Origin of the sequence: Citrobacter sp. R56 (assembly GCF_016811995.1) — a bacterium.
Classification (GTDB): Bacteria; Pseudomonadota; Gammaproteobacteria; order Enterobacterales; family Enterobacteriaceae; genus Citrobacter_D; species Citrobacter_D enshiensis.
In genome coordinates, this window is sequence record NZ_CP069159.1 from 4425554 (window position 1) to 4449860 (window position 24307).

The 24307-nt window shown below is 52.7% G+C and carries 23 protein-coding genes; 15 read left to right on the forward strand and 8 right to left on the reverse strand.

The features are described 5' to 3' along the window. Nucleotides 1-2 precede the first annotated feature (2 nt). The gene (metB, locus tag JM656_RS20770; protein WP_203359370.1) at nucleotides 3-1163 is read right to left on the reverse strand and encodes a cystathionine gamma-synthase; all 1161 of its coding nucleotides are present in this window, start codon (nucleotides 1161-1163) and stop codon (nucleotides 3-5) included. A gap of 264 nt (nucleotides 1164-1427) precedes the next feature. On the opposite strand from metB, the gene metJ reads away from it, so the two are divergent. Beyond that, the gene (gene metJ / locus JM656_RS20775) at nucleotides 1428-1745 is read left to right on the forward strand and encodes a met regulon transcriptional regulator MetJ (RefSeq protein ID WP_162380293.1); all 318 of its coding nucleotides are present in this window, start codon (nucleotides 1428-1430) and stop codon (nucleotides 1743-1745) included. Nucleotides 1746-1887: 142 nt separating this feature from the next. Here metJ and JM656_RS20780 read toward each other — a convergent pair whose 3' ends face one another. From JM656_RS20780 to rpmE, 3 genes are all read right to left on the reverse strand, one after another. Next, nucleotides 1888-3309 carry an MFS transporter gene (locus JM656_RS20780; protein ID WP_203359371.1) on the reverse strand — a complete coding sequence of 474 codons (1422 nt, stop codon included), beginning with the start codon at nucleotides 3307-3309 and terminating at the stop codon, nucleotides 1888-1890. A gap of 215 nt (nucleotides 3310-3524) precedes the next feature. Beyond that, a complete protein-coding gene (locus JM656_RS20785) occupies nucleotides 3525-4205 on the reverse strand; it encodes an oligogalacturonate-specific porin KdgM family protein (protein ID WP_203359372.1) in 681 nt (226 codons plus the stop codon). Between the two features lie 337 nt (nucleotides 4206-4542). Then, nucleotides 4543-4755, reverse strand: coding sequence for a 50S ribosomal protein L31 (rpmE, locus tag JM656_RS20790; protein ID WP_103177500.1), 213 nt, complete (start codon nucleotides 4753-4755; stop codon nucleotides 4543-4545). 201 nt (nucleotides 4756-4956) lie between these two features. On the opposite strand from rpmE, the gene priA reads away from it, so the two are divergent. The 8 genes from priA to JM656_RS20830 all read left to right on the forward strand — a co-directional run bounded on the left by priA (nucleotide 4957) and on the right by JM656_RS20830 (nucleotide 13907). Continuing rightward, on the forward strand, nucleotides 4957-7155 hold the full coding sequence (gene priA / locus JM656_RS20795) for a primosomal protein N' (protein ID WP_203359373.1): 2199 nt from the start codon (nucleotides 4957-4959) through the stop codon (nucleotides 7153-7155). A 157-nt stretch (nucleotides 7156-7312) separates the two neighbouring features. Beyond that, entirely contained in the window at nucleotides 7313-8338 is a 1026-nt protein-coding gene (gene cytR / locus JM656_RS20800) for a DNA-binding transcriptional regulator CytR (protein ID WP_203359374.1), read from the forward strand. 92 nt (nucleotides 8339-8430) lie between these two features. After that, complete coding sequence (ftsN, locus tag JM656_RS20805; RefSeq protein ID WP_203359375.1) at nucleotides 8431-9435, forward strand: cell division protein FtsN; 1005 nt, start codon at nucleotides 8431-8433, stop codon at nucleotides 9433-9435. Nucleotides 9436-9526: 91 nt separating this feature from the next. After that, a complete protein-coding gene (gene hslV / locus JM656_RS20810; protein WP_007369227.1) occupies nucleotides 9527-10057 on the forward strand; it encodes an ATP-dependent protease subunit HslV in 531 nt (176 codons plus the stop codon). A gap of 9 nt (nucleotides 10058-10066) precedes the next feature. Then, nucleotides 10067-11398 carry an HslU--HslV peptidase ATPase subunit gene (hslU, locus tag JM656_RS20815; protein ID WP_192613867.1) on the forward strand — a complete coding sequence of 444 codons (1332 nt, stop codon included), beginning with the start codon at nucleotides 10067-10069 and terminating at the stop codon, nucleotides 11396-11398. A 66-nt stretch (nucleotides 11399-11464) separates the two neighbouring features. Then, nucleotides 11465-12394 carry a 1,4-dihydroxy-2-naphthoate polyprenyltransferase gene (gene menA / locus JM656_RS20820; protein ID WP_203359376.1) on the forward strand — a complete coding sequence of 310 codons (930 nt, stop codon included), beginning with the start codon at nucleotides 11465-11467 and terminating at the stop codon, nucleotides 12392-12394. A gap of 92 nt (nucleotides 12395-12486) precedes the next feature. Next, nucleotides 12487-12972: a ribonuclease E activity regulator RraA gene (rraA, locus tag JM656_RS20825; RefSeq protein ID WP_103779966.1), complete on the forward strand. Its 486-nt coding sequence runs from the start codon at nucleotides 12487-12489 to the stop codon at nucleotides 12970-12972. 191 nt (nucleotides 12973-13163) lie between these two features. Continuing rightward, nucleotides 13164-13907: an SDR family NAD(P)-dependent oxidoreductase gene (locus JM656_RS20830; protein WP_203359377.1), complete on the forward strand. Its 744-nt coding sequence runs from the start codon at nucleotides 13164-13166 to the stop codon at nucleotides 13905-13907. A gap of 205 nt (nucleotides 13908-14112) precedes the next feature. Here the strand turns inward: JM656_RS20830 and zapB are convergent, their stop codons facing one another. Further along, nucleotides 14113-14358, reverse strand: coding sequence for a septal ring assembly protein ZapB (gene zapB, locus JM656_RS20835; RefSeq protein WP_162379680.1), 246 nt, complete (start codon nucleotides 14356-14358; stop codon nucleotides 14113-14115). Nucleotides 14359-14750: 392 nt separating this feature from the next. Between zapB and JM656_RS20840 the strand changes: the two genes are divergently transcribed. The 4 genes from JM656_RS20840 to fpr all read left to right on the forward strand — a co-directional run bounded on the left by JM656_RS20840 (nucleotide 14751) and on the right by fpr (nucleotide 19244). After that, entirely contained in the window at nucleotides 14751-15596 is an 846-nt protein-coding gene (locus tag JM656_RS20840; protein WP_203359378.1) for an MIP/aquaporin family protein, read from the forward strand. A 21-nt stretch (nucleotides 15597-15617) separates the two neighbouring features. Continuing rightward, nucleotides 15618-17126 (forward strand): glycerol kinase GlpK, encoded by a 1509-nt coding sequence (gene glpK, locus JM656_RS20845; RefSeq protein ID WP_203361346.1) that lies wholly within the window; start codon nucleotides 15618-15620, stop codon nucleotides 17124-17126. A 139-nt stretch (nucleotides 17127-17265) separates the two neighbouring features. Beyond that, complete coding sequence (gene glpX, locus JM656_RS20850; RefSeq protein ID WP_203359379.1) at nucleotides 17266-18276, forward strand: class II fructose-bisphosphatase; 1011 nt, start codon at nucleotides 17266-17268, stop codon at nucleotides 18274-18276. Between the two features lie 221 nt (nucleotides 18277-18497). Continuing rightward, nucleotides 18498-19244, forward strand: a complete 747-nt coding sequence (fpr, locus tag JM656_RS20855) for a ferredoxin--NADP(+) reductase (protein WP_203359380.1) — start codon at nucleotides 18498-18500, stop codon at nucleotides 19242-19244. Between the two features lie 55 nt (nucleotides 19245-19299). On the opposite strand, the gene JM656_RS20860 is transcribed toward fpr, so the two are convergent. Then, nucleotides 19300-19722, reverse strand: a complete 423-nt coding sequence (locus JM656_RS20860) for a DUF805 domain-containing protein (RefSeq protein ID WP_203359381.1) — start codon at nucleotides 19720-19722, stop codon at nucleotides 19300-19302. A 100-nt stretch (nucleotides 19723-19822) separates the two neighbouring features. Here JM656_RS20860 and JM656_RS20865 point away from each other — a divergent pair, with 100 nt between their 5' ends. Beyond that, a complete protein-coding gene (locus JM656_RS20865; protein WP_203359382.1) occupies nucleotides 19823-20419 on the forward strand; it encodes a YiiQ family protein in 597 nt (198 codons plus the stop codon). Nucleotides 20420-20528: 109 nt separating this feature from the next. After that, on the forward strand, nucleotides 20529-21296 hold the full coding sequence (gene tpiA, locus JM656_RS20870) for a triose-phosphate isomerase (protein WP_192613878.1): 768 nt from the start codon (nucleotides 20529-20531) through the stop codon (nucleotides 21294-21296). Between the two features lie 45 nt (nucleotides 21297-21341). Here the strand turns inward: tpiA and JM656_RS20875 are convergent, their stop codons facing one another. Continuing rightward, nucleotides 21342-22814, reverse strand: a complete 1473-nt coding sequence (locus JM656_RS20875; protein ID WP_203359383.1) for a DASS family sodium-coupled anion symporter — start codon at nucleotides 22812-22814, stop codon at nucleotides 21342-21344. A 137-nt stretch (nucleotides 22815-22951) separates the two neighbouring features. Then, nucleotides 22952-24256: an SLC13 family permease gene (locus JM656_RS20880; protein WP_203359384.1), complete on the reverse strand. Its 1305-nt coding sequence runs from the start codon at nucleotides 24254-24256 to the stop codon at nucleotides 22952-22954. Nucleotides 24257-24307: the final 51 nt, after the last annotated feature.

Genomic DNA, 24307 nt, shown 5'->3' on the forward strand with positions numbered 1-24307 from the left:
GTTTACCCCTTGTTTGCAGCCCGGAAGCCATTTTCCAGGTCGGCAATTAAATCTTCGCCATCTTCAATACCCGTGGAGATACGCAGCAACGTCTCGGAGATCCCGGCGGCGGCACGCGCTTCCGGCGCCATGCCCGCATGCGTCATCGTCGCGGCATGAGAGATCAGACTCTCAACGCCCCCTAAGGATTCCGCCAGCGTAAACAAAGACAGCCCGCTCAGGAAGCGGCGCAACGTCTGCTCATCGCCATCCAGTTCAAAACTCAACATGGCGCCAAAGCCTTTTTGCTGGCGCGCAGCAATCTCGTGCCCCTGATTCTCCGGCAAAGACGGATGATACAGTTTTTTCACCAGCGGCTGGGTTTGCAGATAATCAACAATGGCCTGCGCATTGCGTTGAGCCACTTCCATGCGCGGCGACAATGTACGCAGCCCACGCAGCAACAGGTAGCTATCAAACGCCCCGCCGGTTACGCCGATATTATTCGCCCACCACGCCAGTTCAGTCACGGTATCCGGATCTTTTGCAATCACCACGCCTGCCACCACATCCGAGTGACCATTCAGATATTTAGTGCATGAATGCAACACCAGATCGGCACCCAATGCCAGCGGATTTTGCAACGCCGGGCTTAAAAACGTGTTGTCCACGACGCTTACAGCACCAGCCTCACGCGCCAGCGTGCAGATTTTCGCAATATCCACCACGCGTAACAATGGATTACTTGGGCTTTCCACCAACACCAGTTTGGGTTTTTCTGCCAGCGCGGCCCGCAGAGCCTGCTCATCACCTTGATCGACAAACAGCACACGATAGCAGCCACGTTTTGCCAGGCTGTCGAATAAACGGTAACTGCCACCGTAACAGTCATGCGGTGCCACCAGCAGATCGCCAGGCTTCAGGAATACCGTCGTCACCAGGTGAATCGCCGACATGCCGGTATTGGTGAGCACCGCGCCTGCGCCGCCTTCAAGCTCTGCCAGCGCGCGCTGGACCACATCACGCGTGGGATTGCCACGTCGAGAGTAATCGTGTGCACGAGGTTCATTAAAACCGGTAAAGTTATAGGTGCTGGAAAGGTGAATCGGCGGGACAACGCAACCGTACTGCTCGTCGTCGTTTAACCCGCTACGCACTGCGATGGTGGCCTGTTTACGCGTCATGTTGAGAAGTTCCTGGGCTGAGTCAGTGAAAGTCAGACCTCAGAGTAAACACTGTTACAATAGACGTCAATACATCTGGACATCTAAACTTCTTTGCGTATAGATTGAGCAAACGGAAAATAGCCGTTAAAATTATACGCATTAGCGCACATCCGCGACGGCTAACTTCGTGTAAGGGCCGCGCCACTACGGTAAACTACGCGCAATTATGGCCTGGATTCAGTTTCCGGCCTCATATTAATGACGAAGAGGATTAAGTATCTCATGGCTGAATGGAGCGGCGAATATATCAGCCCATACGCTGAGCACGGTAAGAAGAGTGAGCAAGTCAAAAAAATTACGGTTTCCATTCCTCTGAAGGTGTTAAAAATCCTCACCGATGAACGTACGCGTCGTCAGGTGAATAACCTGCGTCACGCCACCAACAGCGAACTGCTGTGTGAAGCGTTCCTGCACGCGTTCACCGGACAACCCTTGCCGAATGACGACGATCTGCGTAAAGAACGCAGTGATGAAATCCCGGAAGCGGCAAAAGAAATTATGCGTGAACTGGGGATCGACCCGGAGACGTGGGAATACTAAAGCAGTAAAGAGCGGCGTGGGTTTAACCCGCCGCTTTTTTTTAAAGGTGTAACAAGGACGTTTACCGGTGAAACAATAAGGCAGAGGTTTCCCCCTGCCTTTCAGACTCATAACCCCATCACTTTCATAGGGTACTCACGGGCTATTTGCTAATCCCATTGAATTTATTAAGAGTTTCCTCCATTTTGAGCGTTTCTTTTCGGCCCAGTGGATAGAAATAAATCAAAATCAGTGCTGCCAAAAACAGGCATAAGGCCGGTATGAGATTCGCCATCGTGTAAATGTTTTCCTGCACGGCGCTGGTTTGCACAGCCCCGCCCGTTGAGGAAGATTGATAGCCGATGATAGCCAGCATAAAACCGCCAATGGCCCCTGCACATGCCTGACCCACTTTGCGGGCAAAGAAGTTCACACCATAAACGGTGCCATCCTCACGTTCGCCAGTGACATACTGATGATAATCGCACACGTCAGTCATAAACGCCCAAATCATCAGGTTGAATAACCCGGCCCCCAGCGTCGCAAGGAACAGGAAGACCAGATAGACTTTCGCATCCGTAATGTGGATGAAGTACATAATCAGATACATCACCACCGAAAATAACAGCGCGCCGACGCTGGCTTCTTTTTTACCAAACCGCTTCGTGAGCCAGGACGCCGACGGCGCCAGCAGAATCAGGGAACCAAAGGTAAACAAGAGTGCGACAGACATTGCTGCTTTATTGTGGAAATAGTCATTAAACAGATAGGTCATATTGGTGCCGGAGAGCCCCTGATTAATAACAATAAGCAGATCCACAATGACTAAAACGATCAGTGCTTTATTGCGTAATAATCCCTTCAGCAAAACAGAAACGGGCATGCTCTCTTTCTTTTCCACGCGCACGCGTTCTGTCGTTAAGTGACAGGTCAGTGTTAAAAAGATAAAAGCCAGTATTGAGCAGCCAATCGCAATCCAGAAGAAATGTTGCCCGGAAATAACCTGACTTCCGTCAACCAGGGTTGTATACATCAGAATGGGAATAAAAAAGCCGGTTGCCCCGCCACCAATCGCCGAACCAATACTGCGGTAGGTCGAAAGCGAAACACGATCGTCCGGATTCGAGCTAATCGCTGCTGACATGGCACCATAAGGAATGTTAACGGTCGATAACAACGAACCATAAATAAAATAAGAACAGCAGATATAAATAATTTTCGCCGTTTCAGAAAATTCATGAACAAACGGCAGAAAAAGAACGACCGAAATGATGCAGAAAGGGTATCTCATGCGACGAACCCAGGGATTAAAACGCCCGTAAGCTGTCAGTTTAGACGTATCGCATAAGCGCCCTACGGCGACATCAACAAACGCATCAAAGAGTTTTGTCACAAAATAGAGTGACCCGACAATAACGCCGGAAACACCGAGCACGTTAGTGTAATAAATCATTAAAAAACTATTCACTAACCCAAGAATAAAACAGTTCCCCAGGTCACCACATAAATAACCAATTTTATCTCTGAATCCGAAAGGCCTAATGGCAATGCTTGTACTTCCTATAACATGTTCATCACTAGACATTATGTCAACTCCTTAGACACGTTATTCACGCGAAGTATTCGTACGTCCTGATACTCAGGGTAATAATAAGGCGCGTTACCACTAACTCTATTTCTATAGTTGCACTCGCCCGAATCACTTACGCCTGCATGATCAGAGAAATTGTTGCTCGATACGCTGATGCGTGTTGAAATGCAATTCGAATGATGTTTTGTATATATAAATGGGATTAACAATTAGAAGTTATAACCAAGACCAACACGATAACGTGTCTGGCGATCGTCCGTCGTTGTCGTGTTATAACCTGAGGAGACGTTACCAATTTCAACAAACGGAACCCAGGAACCTATCTTATAAGCAACACGGAAGTTATATTCATAATCTTCTTTTTTGTTGTTATACAGATCTTCACTATCAGCAATTTTATAAATGCCGTTTAGTTCAAACATCCAGTCATTGATGTTATAACCGAGCCAGGCTTCTGGACGATAGACCATACGGTCATCTTTACCTTCAGCGTTTCTACGTGCATATTCCTGACGATAGCGGAACGCCGTCCACCAGTTGTCATTGATATTATATTGTACGCGAAGGTAAGGCTTATATATCGCGATATTATCACCCGTTTCGACTGCGATACCTGGCTGCCAGATAAGATCATGCCAGGTGAATTGATAGCTTGCAGTATACTCGTTACCGTTGCTTTCCATATTATTCCACGCATCATTAGATTGCGCATCATCGGAACGTGAAATGGCTTCTACTGCCACACCAAAACCAGTCGCAAAACGGTGAGACATATAAACACGATCATAGTTACGTCCATCGTCATAATATTCATGACGATAATCAACATAACCTGCGTGTGCGGCCGCAGAGAATAATGGAATAAGTAGTAACGCGGACTTTAATTTCATGACCATCCCTTTTTATACAAAATTAAGAAATCAATCCACATGCTTCTCCGAAAAGGAGCAGACAAAAAGGATTTATGAATAATTTTAAATTTCTAAATGATTGTATTTAAGCAGGAGAGATAAAACCTTTTAAATTTTGCCAACAAAAAAAATAAATGGCAAAAACGAAAAGATAAAAACGATGAAGGTCACTAATAGAAACAATTTACCTATAAAATAGAAACGATGTTTTATTTATGGGTAAAAATTATTTATTCAGCAAAGAAATAGGTTTTTCAATCTTAAATTGCAGGCACAAAAAAAGCGCCGTAAGGCGCTTTTTTCTGAGAAGCAAAACTTATTTGCTGCCCGGGATGCTGAAACGCTTGTTGAAGCGGTCAACACGGCCACCGGTTGCAACATCACGCTGCTTGCCAGTGTAGAACGGGTGGCACTGGCCACATACGTCCAGGTTCAGATCGTGACCAACGGTGGAGCGGATCTGGATGGAGTTACCGCAAGAGCAGTTTGCAGTAATCATTTCGTATTTCGGGTGAATATCTTTTTTCATGGGAAACCTCAGTTAAGGCCGCGTCGCTCTTCCAGCCCTAACGCCAGACACCACGCGATGTTGATAGTATAGTTTTGACGCAATCAATTTGCATCAAAGGCGGCGAATCATACAGAAATTAGCCAGCGTATGCAAACTGATCCGCGCTCCCTTACCACAATGTGTATACTAACCCGCCAGATTTCAAGTCAGGATGATGACATGCCCGTTGCGCACGTTGCCTTACCCGTTCCGCTTCCCCGTACCTTTGACTATCTCTTGCCGCAGGGCATGAGCGCTAAAGCCGGGTGTCGTGTGCGCGTGCCGTTTGGTAAACAGCAAGAACGCGTTGGGATTGTTGTCTCCGTCAGCGACCAAAGCGAATTACCGCTTAATGAACTCAAAGCGGTGGTCGAGGTGCTGGACGTCGAACCGGTTTTTTCAACCTCAGTCTGGCGTTTACTGCTGTGGGCTGCGGATTATTACCATCATCCTGTCGGTGATGTGCTGTTTCATGCCCTGCCTGTTTTGTTGCGCCAGGGCAGACCTGCCTGCAACGCCCCAATGTGGTACTGGTTTGCCACAGAAGAGGGACAGGCTGTCGACCTCAACAGCCTGAAACGCTCGCCAAAACAACAGCAGGCGCTGGCCGCGCTACGCCAGGGTAAAATCTGGCGCGATCGGGTGGCGGACCTCGAATTTAATGATGCGGCACTGCAGGCGCTGCGTAAAAAAGGGTTGAGCGATCTGGCGAGCGAGACACCCGCCTTCACCGACTGGCGCACGCACTATGGCGTCTCGGGTGAACGCCTGCGGCTGAACACAGAGCAAGCCACGGCGGTTGGCGCGATTCACAGCGCGTCAGACAGTTTCTCGGCCTGGCTGCTGGCCGGTGTCACGGGTTCTGGCAAAACGGAAGTGTATCTTAGCGTGCTGGAGAACGTGCTGGCCCAGGGGAAACAAGCGCTGGTGATGGTGCCGGAGATCGGCCTGACACCACAAACGATTGCCCGTTTTCGCGAGCGCTTTAATGCACCTGTCGAGGTGTTGCACTCCGGCCTGAATGACAGCGAACGTATCTCGGCATGGCTGAAGGCCAAAAATGGTGAAGCGGCGATTGTTATCGGCACCCGCTCATCGCTGTTTACGCCGTTTAAAAATCTCGGCGTCATCGTCATTGATGAAGAACACGACAGCTCTTACAAGCAACAAGAAGGCTGGCGCTATCATGCCCGCGACCTTGCTGTTTATCGCGCCCACAGCGAGCAGATCCCCATCATTCTCGGCTCCGCCACACCGGCGCTGGAAACGCTATGCAATGTGCGGCAGAAAAAGTACCGCATGCTGCGTCTGACGCGTCGGGCAGGCAATGCCCGTCCTGCCATGCAGCATGTGCTCGACCTGAAAGGCCAGAAGGTGCAAGCCGGACTGGCTCCCGCGTTAATCACGCGTATGCGTCAGCATCTGCAGGCCGATAATCAGGTCATTCTGTTCCTTAACCGTCGGGGGTTTGCCCCTGCGCTGTTGTGTCACGACTGCGGCTGGACAGCAGAATGTCCGCGCTGCGACCACTACTACACGTTGCATCAGGCACAACACCATTTACGCTGTCACCACTGCGACAGCCAACGCCCGGTGCCGCGCCAGTGTCCTTCCTGCGGCTCTACGCACATGGTGCCGGTTGGGTTAGGCACTGAGCAACTTGAACACGCATTGGCCCCCTTCTTTCCGGGGGTGCCGATTTCCCGTATCGATCGCGATACCACCAGCCGTAAAGGGGCACTGGAGCAGCATCTGGCGGAAGTACATCGCGGCGGCGCACGCATTTTGATCGGCACGCAAATGCTGGCCAAAGGCCACCATTTCCCGGACGTCACCCTGGTGGCGCTGCTGGACGTTGACGGCGCGCTGTTCTCAGCGGACTTCCGCTCTGCAGAGCGCTTTGCCCAGCTCTATACCCAGGTTTCCGGGCGTGCCGGACGCGCCGGTAAACAGGGTGAAGTCGTGCTGCAAACACATCATCCGGAGCACCCACTGCTGCAAACCCTGCTGCACAAAGGTTATGACGCATTTGCAGAGCAAGCGCTGGCCGAACGGCAAACGCTCCAGCTTCCTCCCTGGACCAGCCATGTCATTGTGCGGGCGGAAGATCATAACAATCAGCAGGCGCCGCTATTCCTGCAGCAGTTGCGCAACCTCATTCAGGCCAGCCCGCTGTCGGATGACAAGCTCTGGGTTTTGGGGCCGGTTCCCGCCCTGGCACCCAAACGCGGCGGTCGCTATCGCTGGCAAATTTTACTCCAGCATCCGTCCAGAATACGGCTGCAACATATCGTCAGCGGCACGATGGCGCTGATCAATACGCTGCCCGATTCACGCAAGGTCAAATGGGTGTTGGATGTCGATCCTATTGAGGGATAACCCCCTCATGATGCGAGGTGGATCGAAATATTCAGGACTCATCACACTTTTTATGAAAATTCTGTAACCGCTTCCATTAACTATCTGATAAAAATGATCCTGACATTAGTTTTCCAGGGATAGGTCTGCGCCTGCATGCCCCAGGCGAGGAGAGAGAGTGAAACCGAAGAATCAGGTTGCTGCCGCTACAATGAAAGATGTTGCTCTAAAGGCGAAAGTCTCAACGGCAACCGTGTCCCGCGCGTTAATGAACCCAGATAAAGTCTCCCAGTCGACCCGTAGCCGGGTGGAACAGGCAGCTATGGAGGTGGGCTATTTACCGCAATCGATGGGGCGAAACGTTAAACGCAATGAATCACGCACAATCCTGGTGATAGTCCCGGATATCTGCGATCCATTTTTCAGTGAAATTATCCGTGGCATCGAAGTGACCGCGGCAAAGCAAGGCTATCTGGTGTTGATCGGCGATTGCGCCCACCAGAATCAGCAAGAGAAAACGTTTATCAATCTGATCATCACCAAGCAGATTGACGGCATGCTGCTGCTCGGTTCACGTCTCCCCTTTGACGCCAGTATCGAAGAACAGCGCAATCTGCCGCCCATGGTAATGGCGAACGAATTTGCACCCGAACTGGAGTTGCCGACCGTTCACATCGATAACCTGACCGCCGCGTTTGATGCCGTGAATTATCTGCATGAACAAGGGCATCAGCGCATTGGCTGTATCGCCGGACCCGAAGAGATGCCGCTTTGCCACTACCGTTTACAAGGCTATGTTCAGGCACTGCGTCGTAGCGGTATTACGGTTGATCCGCATTATATCGCTCGCGGCGATTTCACCTATGAAGCAGGTGCGAACGCGCTTCAACAACTGCTCGAACTGCCGCAACCGCCTACGGCCGTGTTCTGCCATAGCGATGTTATGGCGCTCGGGGCGCTTTCCTGGGCCAAACGCCGTGGTCTGAGAATTCCCGACGATCTGTCCATTATTGGTTTCGATAACATCGCGCTGGCGGAATTTTGTGATCCACCCCTGACTACCGTTGCACAGCCACGCTTTGAAATTGGACGAGAAGCTATGCTGTTATTGCTCGATCAACTGCAAGGGCAGAATGTCAGCAGTGGTTCACGTTTACTGGACTGCGAGCTTATAATTCGGGGTTCAACGCGCGCTTTAACTTAAAGTAAACGCTTTAAGACTCCCCTGTCTGGTCAAAGGCCCGCCGCTTAAGTAACATGGCGGGCTGACGAACGAATAAATACAGCGAAACGATAGTGGCACAACGAGATTATGTACGTCGCGGCCAACCGGCACCTTCGCGGCGCAAAAAGAGCACCTCACGGAAAAAGCAACGCAACATACCTGCGGTCTCGCCAGCAATGGTCGCGATTGCAGCCGCCGTCCTTGTGGCCTTTATCGGTGGTCTGTACTTCATTACTCATCACAAGAAAGAAGAGTCCGAAACACTGCAGGGCCAGAAGGTCACCGGTAATGGATTGCCGCCAAAACCGGAAGAGCGCTGGCGCTACATCAAAGAGCTGGAAAGTCGCCAGCCTGGCGTGCGTGCGCCTACTGAACCCTCTGCGGGCGGCGAAGTCATGAACCCGGACCAACTCACCAATGAACAACGTCAGTTACTGGCACAGATGCAGGCGGATATGCGCCAGCAGCCGACACAGCTGAACGAAGTGCCGTGGAACGAGCAGACGCCTGAACAGCGTCAGCAAACGTTGCAGCGCCAGCGCCTGGCCCAGCAACAGGTGCAACAACAGCAGTGGGCCAATACTCAGCCGGTTCAACAGCCGCGTACGCAGCCTCGCGTGACTGAGCAGCCTTCTCAGCAGCCGCAACAACAAACACGCACAGCGCAGACCGCCCCTGTACAGCAGCCTCGTCAGACGCAGCAACCCAAACAGACTGCTGCCGCGCAGCCTTATCAGGATCTGTTGCAAACACCGGCGCACACCACCGCTTCACAGCCAAAAACGCAACAGGCCGCGCCAATTGCGCGTGCAACGGAAGCGCCGAAGCCAACAACAGAGAAGAAAGATGAGCGCCGCTGGATGGTGCAGTGCGGCTCGTTTAAAGGCGCAGAGCAGGCAGAAACCGTACGTGCGCAGCTGGCCTTTGAAGGTTTTGATTCCCGAATTACCACCAATAACGGCTGGAATCGCGTGGTTATCGGCCCGGTGAAAGGCAAAGAAAATGCCGACGGTACCATCAACCGCCTGAAGATGGCGGGTCACACAAACTGCATTCGACTCGCTACTGGGGGTTGAAACCCCCAAAATCCCCCCCATCTATACTTGCATTACGCCCCGTAGACTGTGCGGGGCCAGTATTCTGCATTTGTAACCAAGGGGTCTGCTCGTGACAACAATAGTAAGCGTACGCCGTAATGGCCATGTAGTCATCGCCGGTGATGGTCAGGCCACACTGGGTAATACCGTAATGAAAGGCAACGTGAAAAAAGTTCGCCGCCTGTACAACGACAAAGTCATTGCGGGCTTTGCCGGCGGCACTGCGGATGCCTTCACACTGTTTGAATTGTTTGAGCGCAAATTAGAAATGCATCAGGGTCACCTGGTCAAAGCCGCCGTGGAGCTGGCGAAAGACTGGCGTACCGATCGCATGTTGCGCAAACTCGAAGCGCTGCTGGCGGTAGCAGATGAAAATGCCTCTCTCATCATCACCGGTAACGGTGACGTCGTGCAGCCCGAAAACGATCTGATTGCCATCGGCTCAGGCGGCCCGTACGCCCAGGCGGCAGCACGCGCTCTGCTGGAAAACACCGAGCTCGGCGCGCGTGAAATCGCTGAAAAGGCGTTGGATATTGCAGGTGATATCTGCATCTATACCAACCACTTCCATACCATCGAAGAATTACCGTCTAAAGCGTAAGGATCTCCCATGTCTGAAATGACCCCACGCGAAATCGTCAGCGAACTGAACAAGCACATTATTGGCCAGGACGCAGCGAAACGCTCCGTTGCTATCGCCTTACGTAATCGCTGGCGCCGCATGCAGCTCAACGAAGAGCTGCGCCATGAAGTGACCCCGAAAAATATTCTGATGATCGGCCCGACCGGCGTCGGTAAAACCGAAATCGCCCGTCGCCTGGCAAAACTGGCCAACGCGCCGTTTATCAAAGTTGAAGCGACCAAGTTCACCGAAGTGGGCTATGTCGGTAAAGAAGTTGACTCTATCATCCGCGATCTGACGGATTCAGCCATCAAAATGGTTCGCGTCCAGTCTATCGAGAAAAACCGTTTCCGTGCGGAAGAGATGGCGGAAGAGCGTATTCTGGATGTGCTGATCCCACCGGCGAAAAACAACTGGGGCCAGGCTGAACAACCGTCTGAACCGTCTGCTGCACGCCAGGCATTCCGCAAAAAACTGCGTGAAGGCCAGCTCGATGATAAAGAAATCGAGATCGATCTCGCCGCTGCACCGATGGGCGTTGAAATTATGGCGCCTCCGGGAATGGAAGAGATGACCAGCCAGTTGCAGTCGATGTTCCAGAACCTGGGCGGCCAGAAACAAAAACCGCGCAAACTGAAAATCAAAGATGCAATGAAGCTGTTGATTGAAGAAGAAGCGGCGAAACTGGTCAACCCGGAAGAGCTGAAACAGGACGCGATCGACGCGGTCGAGCAGCACGGTATCGTGTTTATCGACGAAATCGACAAAATCTGTAAGCGCGGCGAATCCTCCGGCCCGGATGTTTCTCGTGAAGGCGTACAGCGCGACCTGCTGCCGCTGGTTGAAGGCTGCACCGTCTCCACCAAACACGGTATGGTCAAAACTGACCACATTCTGTTTATCGCTTCCGGCGCATTCCAGGTGGCAAAACCATCTGACCTGATCCCTGAGTTACAGGGTCGTCTGCCGATCCGCGTTGAGCTGCAGGCGCTGACCACCAGCGACTTTGAGCGTATTTTGACTGAACCTAACGCTTCTATTACCGTCCAGTACAAAGCGTTGATGGCGACCGAAGGTGTGAACATTGAGTTCACCGAAGACGGTATCAAACGTATCGCTCAGGCAGCATGGCAGGTGAACGAAACCACCGAGAACATCGGTGCCCGTCGTTTGCACACCGTGCTGGAACGTCTGATGGAAGATATTTCTTATGATGCAAGCGATCTGAACGGTCAAAGCATAACAATTGATGCGGATTATGTGAGCAAACATCTGGATGCGCTGGTCGCAGATGAAGATCTGAGCCGTTTTATCCTATAATCGCGTTCAATGCATTTTCATCATTGTTGATGGGGCTGAAAAGCCCCATTTTTATTGGCGCTAAATATGACTGAACAACAACAAATTAGCCGCTCACAAGCCTGGCTGGAAAGTTTACGACCCAAGACCCTACCGCTCGCCTTCGCGGCGATCATCGTCGGTACGGCCCTGGCATGGTGGAAAGGATTCTTCGACCCGCTGGTCGCTGTGTTGGCATTGATTACTGCAGGGCTGCTGCAGATCCTGTCAAACCTCGCTAACGACTATGGCGACGCCGTCAAAGGCAGCGACAAACCTGACCGCATCGGCCCACTGCGTGGAATGCAAAAAGGGGTTATCACTCAGCAGGAGATGAAGCGGGCGTTGATCGTCACCGTCGCGCTCATTTGCCTGTCCGGTCTCGCGCTGGTCTTCGTGGCATGCAACACACTGACAGATTTTGTCGGTTTCCTGGTGCTGGGCGGCCTGTCGATTATCGCGGCCATTACCTACACCGTGGGTAACCGCCCGTATGGTTACATCGGTCTGGGCGATATTTCCGTACTGGTGTTCTTTGGCTGGCTGAGCGTCATGGGTAGCTGGTATTTGCAGGCACATACACTGATTCCTGAACTCATTCTACCGGCAACCGCCTGTGGTCTGCTGGCAACAGCGGTGCTCAACATCAATAACCTGCGTGACATCAACAGTGACAAAGAAAACGGTAAAAACACGCTGGTTGTGCGTTTAGGCGCGGTCAACGCCCGTCGCTATCACGCCTGCCTGCTGATGGGGACTCTGGTCTGCCTGGCGTTGTTTAACCTGCTCTCTTTGCAAAGCCTGTGGGGATGGTTGTTTATTCTGGCGGCGCCGCTACTGATCAAACAGGCGCGGTATGTGATGCGCGAAATGGAACCGACTGCAATGCGCCCAATGCTGGAACGAACGGTCAAAGCCGCGCTATTAACTAACCTACTGTTTGTGGTTGGCATTTTCTTAAGTCAGTGGCCAGTTTAACTGACAAATATCAATTAACAATTGATGATTTTGCCAACAGTACACATAGCGCGATATACTAAAAATTCTCGCAGCAACTGAACGTTGATCCTATGAAATACGATACTTCCGAGCTTTGTGACATCTACCAGGAAGATGTCAACGTCGTGGAACCGCTGTTCTCTAACTTTGGAGGACGGTCGTCGTTTGGCGGACAAATCATTACGGTAAAATGTTTCGAGGACAACGGGTTGCTGTATGATCTGCTCGAACAAAATGGCCGTGGACGCATCCTGCTGGTCGATGGCGGTGGTTCTGTCCGTCGTGCGCTGGTCGACGCCGAACTGGCACGTCTGGCTGTACAGAATGAATGGGAAGGTCTGGTCATCTACGGCGCAGTGCGTCAGGTAGACGATCTGGAAGAGCTGGACATTGGTATTCAGGCGATTGCCGCCATTCCGGTGGGTGCCGCAGGTGAAGGCATTGGGGAAAGCGATGTGCGCGTCAATTTTGGCGGCGTAACGTTCTTTTCCGGCGACCATCTGTATGCCGACAATACCGGGATAATCCTTTCCGAAGACCCCCTCGATATCGAGTAAAGAAAATACCGCAATTCGGTGTGATGCCAGTCGGTTAAACAACTGACTGGCAATTTACTTCGATTCTGGAAATCTCCAGATCCTCTTTTTTGCCACTTCACCCTTTCGATTCCCCCATTCAGCGCATTGACGAAGAAAAAACTCTCTCTATACCTAATGATGAATCTCATCACTCTCGTCACGGGGTCATCATGCATATCGATCTGACAGGTAAAAAAGCGCTGGTCACCGGAGCCAGTCGTGGATTAGGGCGCGCTATTGCACTGTCGCTGGCGAAAGCCGGTGCTGATGTTGTTATAACCTATGAAAAATCTGCGGAGAAAGCCCAGGCCGTTGCCAATGAAATTACAGCACTCGGCCGCCATGGCGAGGCTATTCAGGCAAACAGTGCAAACGCTCAGGCTATTCAGAACGCCGTAAATCACACGATACAGTCACTAGGAGGATTAGATATTCTGGTCAACAACGCAGGGATCGCACGCAGTGGCCCGCTGGAGTCGCTGTCACTGGAAGACATCGACGCGTTGATTAACGTGAATATCCGTGGCGTGGTGGTAGCCATACAGGCCGCGTTGCCACATCTCCCTGAAGGTGGGCGAATTATCAATATTGGCAGTTGCCTTGCCAACCGTGTCGCCCAGCCGGGGATTGCTGTCTACGCGATGACTAAATCAGCGCTCAACTCGCTAACCCGTGGCCTGGCTCGTGATCTCGGCCCACGGGGTATTACCGTCAACCTTGTCCATCCCGGCCCAACGGACAGTGATATGAACCCAGCAGATGGCGAACAGGCGGATTCCCAACGACAGCTTATTGCGACAGGGCATTACGGTACACCGGAGGATGTTGCAGCGGCGGTGACGTTTCTGGCAAGCCCAGCGGCTGGGCAGATTTCCGGCACTGGTCTGGACGTGGATGGGGGTTTGAATGCCTGAAACTAACGTTGTATCGCGGTAAAGCTATGATATTGCCGGATGACGGCTTGCGCCTTATCCGGCCTACATGCTGGTACTCAATTCCTCTATAGATTTCGCGTTAGGGCAAGGCGGCAAGCGAATGAATCCCCAGAAGCATAGATAACTATGTGACTGGGGTGAATACCCGCAGCCAACGCCGCCATAACGTGAAATATGACGAGGATTAGACTTCTTCCATACGGCCGAGGAGAGCCTGCAGACGATCCTGCCAGCCGCTCTGCTGTTCTTTCAGACTGTGGTTCTCGCGCTCCAGTTCTTCACGCTGGTGCTGTGCAGACTGAACATCCTGTACCAGGCTGTTGTTCTTTTCTTTCAGCTCTTCAATTTCCATCTGTAGCAGCGTGATGGTATCAATCGCCTGCTGTACTTTTGCTTCCAGTTTCTCAAACACTTCTAATGACATGGTCATACCTCTCCTGAATTGCAAGGCGACGCTTTAATGTAAACGCGCACAACATATAGTGCCGATTGTATGAAGCCCCGTCGCCGCTGTCCAGCGGCATACCGCGTAGATCGCGGTTTGCAACACTTTTCATCTTTGTCCTGGTGACATCAATTCAATATCGCTAAAGTGTTAACATATTGGTTAATGAAATGATTCAGCTCACACTATTGCTTTGTCTCAAAATGCGCTTCATAGCGCGATAACGCTCATTTTGTTGACGCAGTACACACATTTCAATTTCGATATTTCTCGCTTTTGCTCGTTAACGCTAAATTAACAGCATGCCTACAGGGCATCGCGGATGTCAGTGACCTCCTCGCATACAATAAACATTAAACTCTCTTCAGGATCCGATCATGAGTCAAACATCAACCTTAAAAGGCCAGTGCATTGCTGAATTCCTCGGTACCGGGTTGTTGATTTTCTTCGGTGTGGGGTGTGTCGCTGCACTCAAAGTAGCCGGGGCTACTTTTGGTCAGTGGGAAATCAGTGTCATCTGGGGTCTGGGAGTAGCGATGGCTATCTACCTGACGGCAGGTGTTTCTGGCGCGCACCTGAATCCAGCAGTGACCATCGCACTGTGGCTGTTCGCGTGTTTTGACAAGCGCAAAGTCGTACCTTTCATCATTTCTCAATTTGCCGGTGCTTTTTGCGCTGCGGCGTTAGTTTACGGGCTCTACTACAACCTTTTTGCCGACTTTGAACAAACGAATCACATCGTGCGTGGCAGCGTCGAAAGTCTCAATCTGGCTGGGACTTTCTCTACTTATCCAAACCCACATATCAATTTTGTGCAGGCCTTCGCGGTCGAAATGGTGATTACCGCTATTCTGATGGGGGTCATTCTGGCACTGACTGATGACGGTAACGGCGTGCCTCGCGGCCCACTGGCACCACTGCTCATCGGCTTACTAATCGCCGTTATTGGTGCATCAATGGGTCCATTGACGGGATTTGCGATGAACCCGGCACGTGACATCGGCCCGAAAGCTTTCGCCTGGCTCGCTGGCTGGGGCAATATTGCCTTTACCGGTGGCAAAGACATTCCTTACTTCCTGGTGCCGCTGTTCGGCCCTATTGTGGGCGCCATTTTAGGGGCATTCGCTTATCGCAAACTGATTGGCCACCATTTACCTTGCGATACCTGTGTCGTGGAAGAGAAAGACGCCACGACGACTTCACAACAAAAAGCTTCGCTGTAATGTGACTACGGGAAAAAAATGATGACTGAGAAAAAATATATTGTTGCGCTCGACCAGGGCACTACCAGTTCTCGCGCGGTCGTAATGGACCACGATGCAAATATCATAAGTGTTTCGCAACGCGAATTTGAGCAAATCTATCCGAAAGCCGGCTGGGTAGAACATGACCCAATGGAAATCTGGGCCACTCAAAGCTCTACGCTGGTAGAAGTGCTGGCGAAAGCAGACATCAATTCCGATCAGATTGCGGCCATCGGTATCACTAACCAGCGTGAAACCACCATCGTCTGGGAACGTGAAACCGGTAAACCAATCTACAACGCGATTGTCTGGCAGTGTCGTCGTACCGCCGACATTTGCGAGCGCCTGAAGCGCGATGGTATGGAAGAGTATGTTCGCAACAATACCGGTCTGGTGATTGACCCGTACTTCTCTGGCACCAAAGTGAAGTGGATCCTCGATCACGTAGAAGGCTCACGTGAGCGTGCTCGTCGCGGCGAACTGCTGTTTGGCACCGTGGATACCTGGCTCATCTGGAAAATGACTCAGGGACGCGTTCACGTGACGGATTACACCAATGCCTCACGTACCATGCTGTTCAACATCCACACGCTGGACTGGGATGACAAGATGCTGGACGCGCTGGACATTCCGCGCGCCATGCTGCCGGAAGTCCGTCGTTCTTCTGAAGTGTACGGTCAGACTAACATTGGCGGTAAAGGCGGCACACGTATTCCCATCGCGGGTATTGCTGGTGACCAGCAGGCCGCGCTGTTCGGCCAACTGTGCGTGAAAGAAGGGATGGCGAAAAACACCTACGGTACCGGCTGCTTTATGCTGATGAATACCGGAGAGAAAGCCGTTAAATCCGAAAACGGTCTGCTGACGACCATTGCCTGCGGCCCGACAGGCGAAGTGAACTATGCGCTGGAAGGTGCTGTGTTCATGGCCGGCGCGTCTATTCAGTGGCTGCGCGACGAGATGAAACTCATCAGCGACGCGTTCGACTCCGAATACTTTGCGACCAAAGTGAAAGATACCAACGGCGTGTATGTCGTACCGGCCTTTACCGGTCTGGGCGCCCCTTACTGGGACCCGTATGCACGTGGCGCTATCTTTGGCCTGACCCGTGGCGTGAACTCTAACCACATCATCCGTGCCACCCTAGAATCCATTGCCTATCAGACGCGTGATGTGCTGGAAGCAATGCAGGCTGACTCCGGTATTCGTCTGCACGCCCTGCGCGTGGACGGCGGCGCTGTTGCCAACAACTTCCTGATGCAGTTCCAGTCAGACATTCTCGGCACTCGCGTTGAGCGCCCGGAAGTACGCGAAGTCACCGCGTTGGGCGCCGCCTATCTGGCCGGTCTGGCTGTGGGTTTCTGGCAGAATCTGGATGAGCTGCAGGAAAAAGCGGTCATCGAACGTGAATTCCGCCCAGGCATCGAAACCACCGAGCGTAATTACCGTTACAGCGGCTGGAAGAAAGCGGTCAAACGCGCCCTGGCGTGGGAAGATCACGAAGAGTAATGTTGTAATACCGGATGGCGGCTTCGCCATCCGGTAAAACCTTCGCGTGAAGGCGACTCTGCACACGCACACACATCAATAATCCCATCCCCTCCCCTGTGCTACACTTCGCGCAATTTCTTTCTGCTACGGGTTTGCTATGAGACGAGAACTTGCCATCGAATTTTCCCGCGTGACCGAAGCGGCTGCGCTGGCTGGCTACAAATGGTTGGGGCGCGGCGATAAAAATACCGCTGACGGCGCGGCCGTTAACGCCATGCGCATTATGCTCAATCAGGTCAATATTGACGGGACGATTGTCATCGGCGAAGGCGAGATCGATGAAGCGCCAATGCTGTTTATCGGCGAAAAGGTCGGTACCGGACACGGCGACGCGGTAGACATTGCTGTCGATCCGATCGAAGGCACCCGCATGACGGCGATGGGTCAGGCTAACGCGCTGGCGGTTCTGGCCGTCGGCGACAAGGGCTGCTTCCTGAACGCGCCAGATATGTACATGGAAAAGCTGATCGTGGGTCCAGGCGCAAAAGGGTCTATCGATCTCAACCTGCCGCTGGAAGAGAATCTGCGTAATGTCGCAAACGCGCTGGGCAAGCCGTTGCGCGATCTGACCGTCACCATTCTGGCGAAACCTCGCCATGATGACGTTATCGCAGAGATGGCGAAGCTGGGCGTGCGCGTATTTGCGATTCCTGACGGTGACGTTGCCGCCTCTATTCTTACCTGCATGCCAGACAGCGAAGTCGACGTGCTGTACGGGATTGGCGGTGCGCCGGAAGGTGTCGTGTCCGCCGCCGTGATCCGCGCGCTGGATGGCGATATGCAGGGCCGCCTGCTGGCGCGTCATGACGTAAAAGGTGATAGCGAAGACAACCGTCGCATTGGCGAGCAGGAACTGGCGCGCTGCGAGGCGATGGGCATTGAAGCGGGTAAAGCACTGCGTCTGGACGAAATGGCGCGCAGCGACAACGTCATCTTCTCCGCGACCGGGATCACCAAAGGCGACCTGCTGGAGGGGATCAGCCGTAAAGGCAACATCGCGACCACTGAAACGCTGCTGATCCGCGGGAAGTCACGCACCATTCGCCGCATCCAGTCAATTCATTACCTCGATCGCAAAGACCCGGATGTACAGGCGCATATCCTTTAAAATCTGACACAAATTCCTTCACATTGCGTCGCGACGGCAAGCGAGCAATATCCCAGGCGCAGAGATAACGATGTGACTGGGTTGCGCGAATGCTGCCAACAAAGAGGCAGCGTGAAGGATGACGTGTAATTTGATCAATAGAGCCTTCCGGCCCATATGGGCTGGAAATCTTTCGCCCAACGAACGAAGATAGGGCTATTGGATCGGAACAGGAGAAGACCATGGCAGAGTGGGTAACAGGCAAAGTGACTAAAGTGCAGTACTGGACTGAGGCGCTGTTGAGTCTGACCGTTCACGCCCCGGTTCATCCCTTCACGGCGGGTCAATTTACCAAGCTCGGACTGGAGATTGACGGCGAGCGCGTCCAGCGCGCCTATTCTTATGTCAACGCCCCCGAGAATCCCGATCTGGAGTTTTACCTGGTCACCGTTCCCGACGGTAAATTGAGTCCACGTCTGGCGGCGCTGAAACCCGGCGATGAAGTCCAGGTCGTCAGTGAAGCTGCCGGTTTTTTTGTGCTGGATGAGGTACCCGAGTGCGACACGCTGTGGATGCTGGCGACGGGAACGGCAATTGGCCCTTACCTGTCAATTCTGCAACAGGGTAAAGACGTCGATCGTTTTAAAAATCTGGTGCTGGTGCATGCTGCGCGTTACGCCGCCGACCTAAGTTATCTACCGCTCATGCTGGAGCTGCAGGCACGCTACGAAGGTAAATTACGAATTCAAACGGTCGTAAGCCGGGAAACCATCGCGGGTTCGCTAACCGGGCGTATACCGGCGCTGATTGAAAGCGGTGAGCTGGAAAAAGCGGTTGGCTTGCCGATGGATAAAGAGACCAGCCACATCATGCTTTGCGGCAACCCGCAGATGGTTCGCGACACGCAGCAATTGCTGAAAGAGACCCGGCAAATGACCAAACACCTGCGCCGCCGACCGGGCCATATGACCGCCGAACACTACTGGTAATTTTTTTGCCGGATGGCCTGGCTCCATTTATGCCGCCATTCGGCAACGCAATCCATCACGCCTTGTACTTAACGTCCTGTGTATCTTTACCAAATTTATTCTCGCCCTGGGTGCCGACAAATGCGCCCAGGTCTACCAGCATCATGACCAGAATCACTGTTGGGACAAAACGTCCGACGACCCACTGCCACACTCCCGGCAGCATCACCCAGTTGCCCGCCAGCAGCATCCACGCCAGAATCATCAGTAAAGCCCACAGGCCTGAACGTCCTCTGTCATGCAGCCGTTTTACCATTACCGCCGCCGTCGGCCAGAGCATACAGACCAGAGCAAACGCCGCCGTTTTAATCTCAAGCCATTCTTTACTGGCCAGAGTGAACAGAACCAGCATACCGACAAACCAGAGGCCTACCCAAATCCAGAAATCACGGCGCCCAATACGCCCTTTAAATGAGAATAACCACTGCTGTATGGTCATGTAAGTTCCTTTATTATTGCCCTGCCCCACAGTTTACCCTTTTGACAAGCCAGACAGTTATCGTTTTAATCGTGAGCAGCCATAACGAAAGGTAAGATTGATGAAGCCAGGATGTACGCTGTTATTACTATTGTTTTCTGTGATTTCCGTAAGCACAACGGTGCAGGCAGCAGAACCCTCGACGACGACGGCGCCGTATCTGCTGGCTGGCGCCCCGACGTTCGATCTCTCGATCAGCCAGTTTCGCGAAAACTTTAACAGCCAAAATCCTAAGCTTTCACTGAACGAATTTCGCGCTATCGACAGCAGTCGGGACAAAGCCAATCTGACGCGCGCCGCCAGCAAGATCAACGAAAATCTGTACGCCTCAACGGCGCTGGAGCGCGGCACGTTAAAAATCAAAAGCATGCAGATAACCTGGCTCCCCATTCAAGGGCCTGAGCAAAAAGCGGCAAGGACGAAAGCGCTGGAGTATATGGCGGCCGTCATTCGTAGCGTCGCGCCATTACTGACGAAGGAACAAAGCCAGAAAAAACTGCAGCGGTTGCTTATTGCAGGCAAGAATAAGCGCTACTACGCTGAAACCGAAGGCGCAATTCGCTATGTTGTCGCAGATAACGGCGAAAAGGGACTGACCTTCGCTGTTGAACCGATTAAGCTGGCACTATCTGAAGGTCTGGAAGGGGCGAATAAATGACAAAAAGCAAAGCCTTTCCAGCGACGAATCTCTATACTGTTTCACAGACCATGCTGCCCTGAAGGGTGGCCATATTCCTTAATTCGCTGATAAAGCGTGGAGAATTGAAATGCGACATCCTTTAGTGATGGGTAACTGGAAACTGAACGGCAGCCGCCACATGGTAAACGAGCTGGTTGCTAACCTGCGCAAAGAGCTGGCTGGCGTTGCTGGCTGTGGCGTTGCTATCGCTCCGCCGGAAATGTACATCGACCTGGCGAAACACGCTGCGGCCGGTAGCCACATCATTCTGGGCGCGCAGAACGTTGACCTGAACCTGTCTGGCGCGTTCACCGGTGAAACCTCGGCTGAAATGCTGAAAGATATCGGTGCTCAGTACATCATCATCGGTCACTCAGAGCGTCGTACTTATCACAAAGAGTCTGATGAACTGATCGCTAAGAAATTCGCAGTTCTGAAAGAGCAAGGCCTGACCCCGGTTCTGTGCATCGGTGAAACCGAAGCAGAAAACGAAGCGGGCAAAACGGAAGAAGTGTGTGCACGTCAGATCGACGCAGTGCTGAAAACGCAGGGCGCAAGCGCATTCGAAGGCGTGGTTATCGCTTACGAACCTGTATGGGCGATCGGTACTGGCAAATCTGCTACTCCGGCACAGGCTCAGGCGGTTCACAAATTCATCCGTGACCACATTGCTAAAGCTGACGCAGCAATCGCGCAGCAGGTTATCATCCAGTACGGCGGTTCTGTAAACGCATCCAACGCAGCAGAACTGTTCGCTCAGCCGGACATCGACGGCGCGCTGGTTGGCGGTGCTTCACTGAAAGCTGATGCTTTCGCCGTGATCGTCAAAGCAGCAGAAGCGGCTAAACAGGCGTAATCGCTGTTGTGGCGGTAGATGCATCATCTACCGCCACATTGTTATTTACCAGTATCCCAGCCAGTGCCACCAGACTGCACCGACGATCCCCCAGACAGTCAGGTTTACCACGCTCATCACCAATCCCGTTTTCCACCATTCCGCAAGTGTGACGTATCCGGAGCCAAATATGATTGGCGCGGTGCCCGTACCATAATGCGTTAACGACATCATCAGCGATGAAGAAAAAGCGAGCATTAAGCCCAGCAATGCAGGCGGCGCGCCGAGTCCTAATCCTGCAGCGAAGAACGCCGCGAACATCGCCGTAATATGCGCGGTCGTACTGGCAAAAAAGTAGTGAGAGTAAACATAGAGCAGAACCAGTAACAGTGTGGCGACGCCCCAGTGCACGCCGAGCTGATCGATCGTATTCCCCACACTCACGGCTAACCAACTCACCAGACCCAGCTTGCTGAGAAATTCAGCCATCATCACCAGTGCCGCAAACCACACGACGGTATCCCAGGCGCCGCGACATTTAAGAATGTCATCCCAGCTCAATACCCCTGATATCAGCAATATTGAGAGCCCAATTAAGGCGGCGCTGGTCGGGTTAACTGTCCAGCCACTCCCCATAATGAGCGCCGGGATCCCCGCCCACAAACACAGCAGCAGCGCAAAAACGGCGAGCGTAATTTTCTCGGCAAGCGCCAACGGACCAAGTGATTCCAGCTTTTGTCGCGCGAACTGCGGCGCATCAGGCGTGCGGGTAATGGCAGGGGGATAAAGCCACCAGATGACGAGTGGCATCAGCACCAGTGACACCACCGCAGGGAGCAGCGCGGCTATCGCCCACATCCCCCAGGTCATGTTCAAAACCCCCTCAGTGCCTTTGGTTAAAAAGCTCACTATCAGTGGGTTAGGCGCAGTCGCAGTAATAAACATCGCCGAGCTGATGGGGTTAATATTGTAGTTCACCAGTGCCAGATAACGGCCCGTCGACCCATTTTCGCTGTTCCCCGGTTGCGACCCCAGGCTTTCAGCGATAGCACGCATGACCGGATGGATGATACCGCCACCACGCGCGGTGTTACTGGGGGTCACTGGCGCAATCAATGTTTCAGCCAGCGTCAATGCCCAGGCGATACCCAGCGTTCGTTTACCAAACAACGCGATAAATCCATAGCCAATACGCGCCCCCAGCCCCGTTTTCAACAAACTTTGCGAGAGCATAATCGACAAACCAATCAGCCAGATCAATTGGTTAGAAAAGCCGCTCAGGGCATCATTCAGTGCCGCAGAGGGTTTACCTGGATTAGTAACGCCCGTCATTGCCACCAGCATAATCGCAATGATTGCGATAGCGCCAATAGGCAGGGCTTTACCGATAATAGCCGCGATAGTACCTATAAATAATGCCAGTAAATGCCAGGCTTCAGGCGTCACACCAGAAGGGTTGGGGACAGCAAACCACAACATCAGGGTAATGAAAACCGAAAGAAATGCAGGCCAGAGACGAATGGGGGTTAACCGGTCCATGTATTAATCCTTGAATTTCTTCTGAACGAGTGTGTTCACGGCTATTAACCGATATTTATGCTGATAAAACAATCAGCTACATCACAAAACAGAAGGGGTGACCATTCAAAATATATCGGGTCTGTGACGCCGCGCAGCTACAATTTTCCCAGCACGCTAAACCACAGATAATCCAGCGGCAGCAACACCATCCAGGTGACCAGCGCCAGTGCCAGACACAGCAACATCCCTGCTCTGGCCGGTACTTTCCCTAACGCCATCGCCACGACAATCGGCGATGCCTGATACGGCAGTAGCGGTGTGGAATAGCCCAGTACCTGAATCATAATGACCGAAAGCAGCGGGAACCCGGTCGCATCAGAAAAACTCTCTGCCAGCGTGGTATACAACGCCGGAACGCCATTGGCGGTCATGATAAAGTTGAGGACGGTGGTGATCCCGGTCAGCGTGACAAAGTTGGTGAAGGGATTTTCTGCGTTCAGCGGCATTATCTGCAACAACGCCTCTCCGACCGCGCTACCAATCCCGGTATGCGTCACGGTAATCGCCAGCCCCAGAATACCCGCCACATAAATGCACGTGCGGATATTCACGCCACTGGAAAACTCCTCGCCATTGATAAAGCCTACGCGCGGCAGCAGGGTAATCACGGCCGCCGCCAGCCCGGTCCACGCCGGACCAATACCATGCCAGGTTTCACTGACCCACATCACCAGCACCACCGCCAGCATCCAGGATAATCGCTTTTCATCGCGACTCATGGGCGCAGGCGATGAGGTATCGTCCGGCACATGAGGCTTCCCCGGAAACAGCCAGCAAATCAGGAGAACCAGCGCAGCCCCTTTGAGCCAGCCGAGAACGGGGGTATGCAGCAACAAATACGGCAAATAATTCAAATGGATGCCATACGAACCTTCCGTTGCGCCGCTCATGACAAGGTTAGGCACGTTAGCAGGGAGGATTGTGGCGGAAAGCTGGAAGGTGCCAAAACCCACCGCCAGCGCCAGACCGTACCAGGCGCGCGAATTGTCAGCAATTCCGGCGCGTTTCGCCATCGCCGCAACAATCGGCATCAGCAATGCGATACGCCCCATGTTGGAAGGCATGACAAACGCCAGTGCATAACTGAGTAACACCACACTCGCCACCATCAACGGCCAGGAGTCGGTTAGCCTTGCCGACAATGCCCTCGCCGCCCTGTCCGCCAGCCCCGTTTTACGGATCGCAATTCCCAGCACAAATCCGCTAAATACCAGCCAGAATGCCGAAGAAGCAAAGCCGCCGAAGATAACGTCCGGCGGCGCAATCTTTGCCACCATCGCAACGGTAAAAAACAACAACGCCGTAATAAATTCCGGCAGCAGGGACGTCGCCCAGAGCAGAATGGTGAGACCGACAAGCAGTGAAGGGATAAACAGCGGGTGCGAAAACCAGAGCGACATGCCTGTCTCCTGTTGTTTTTTTCAACAAGGATACGGGGACAGGCTGATAGA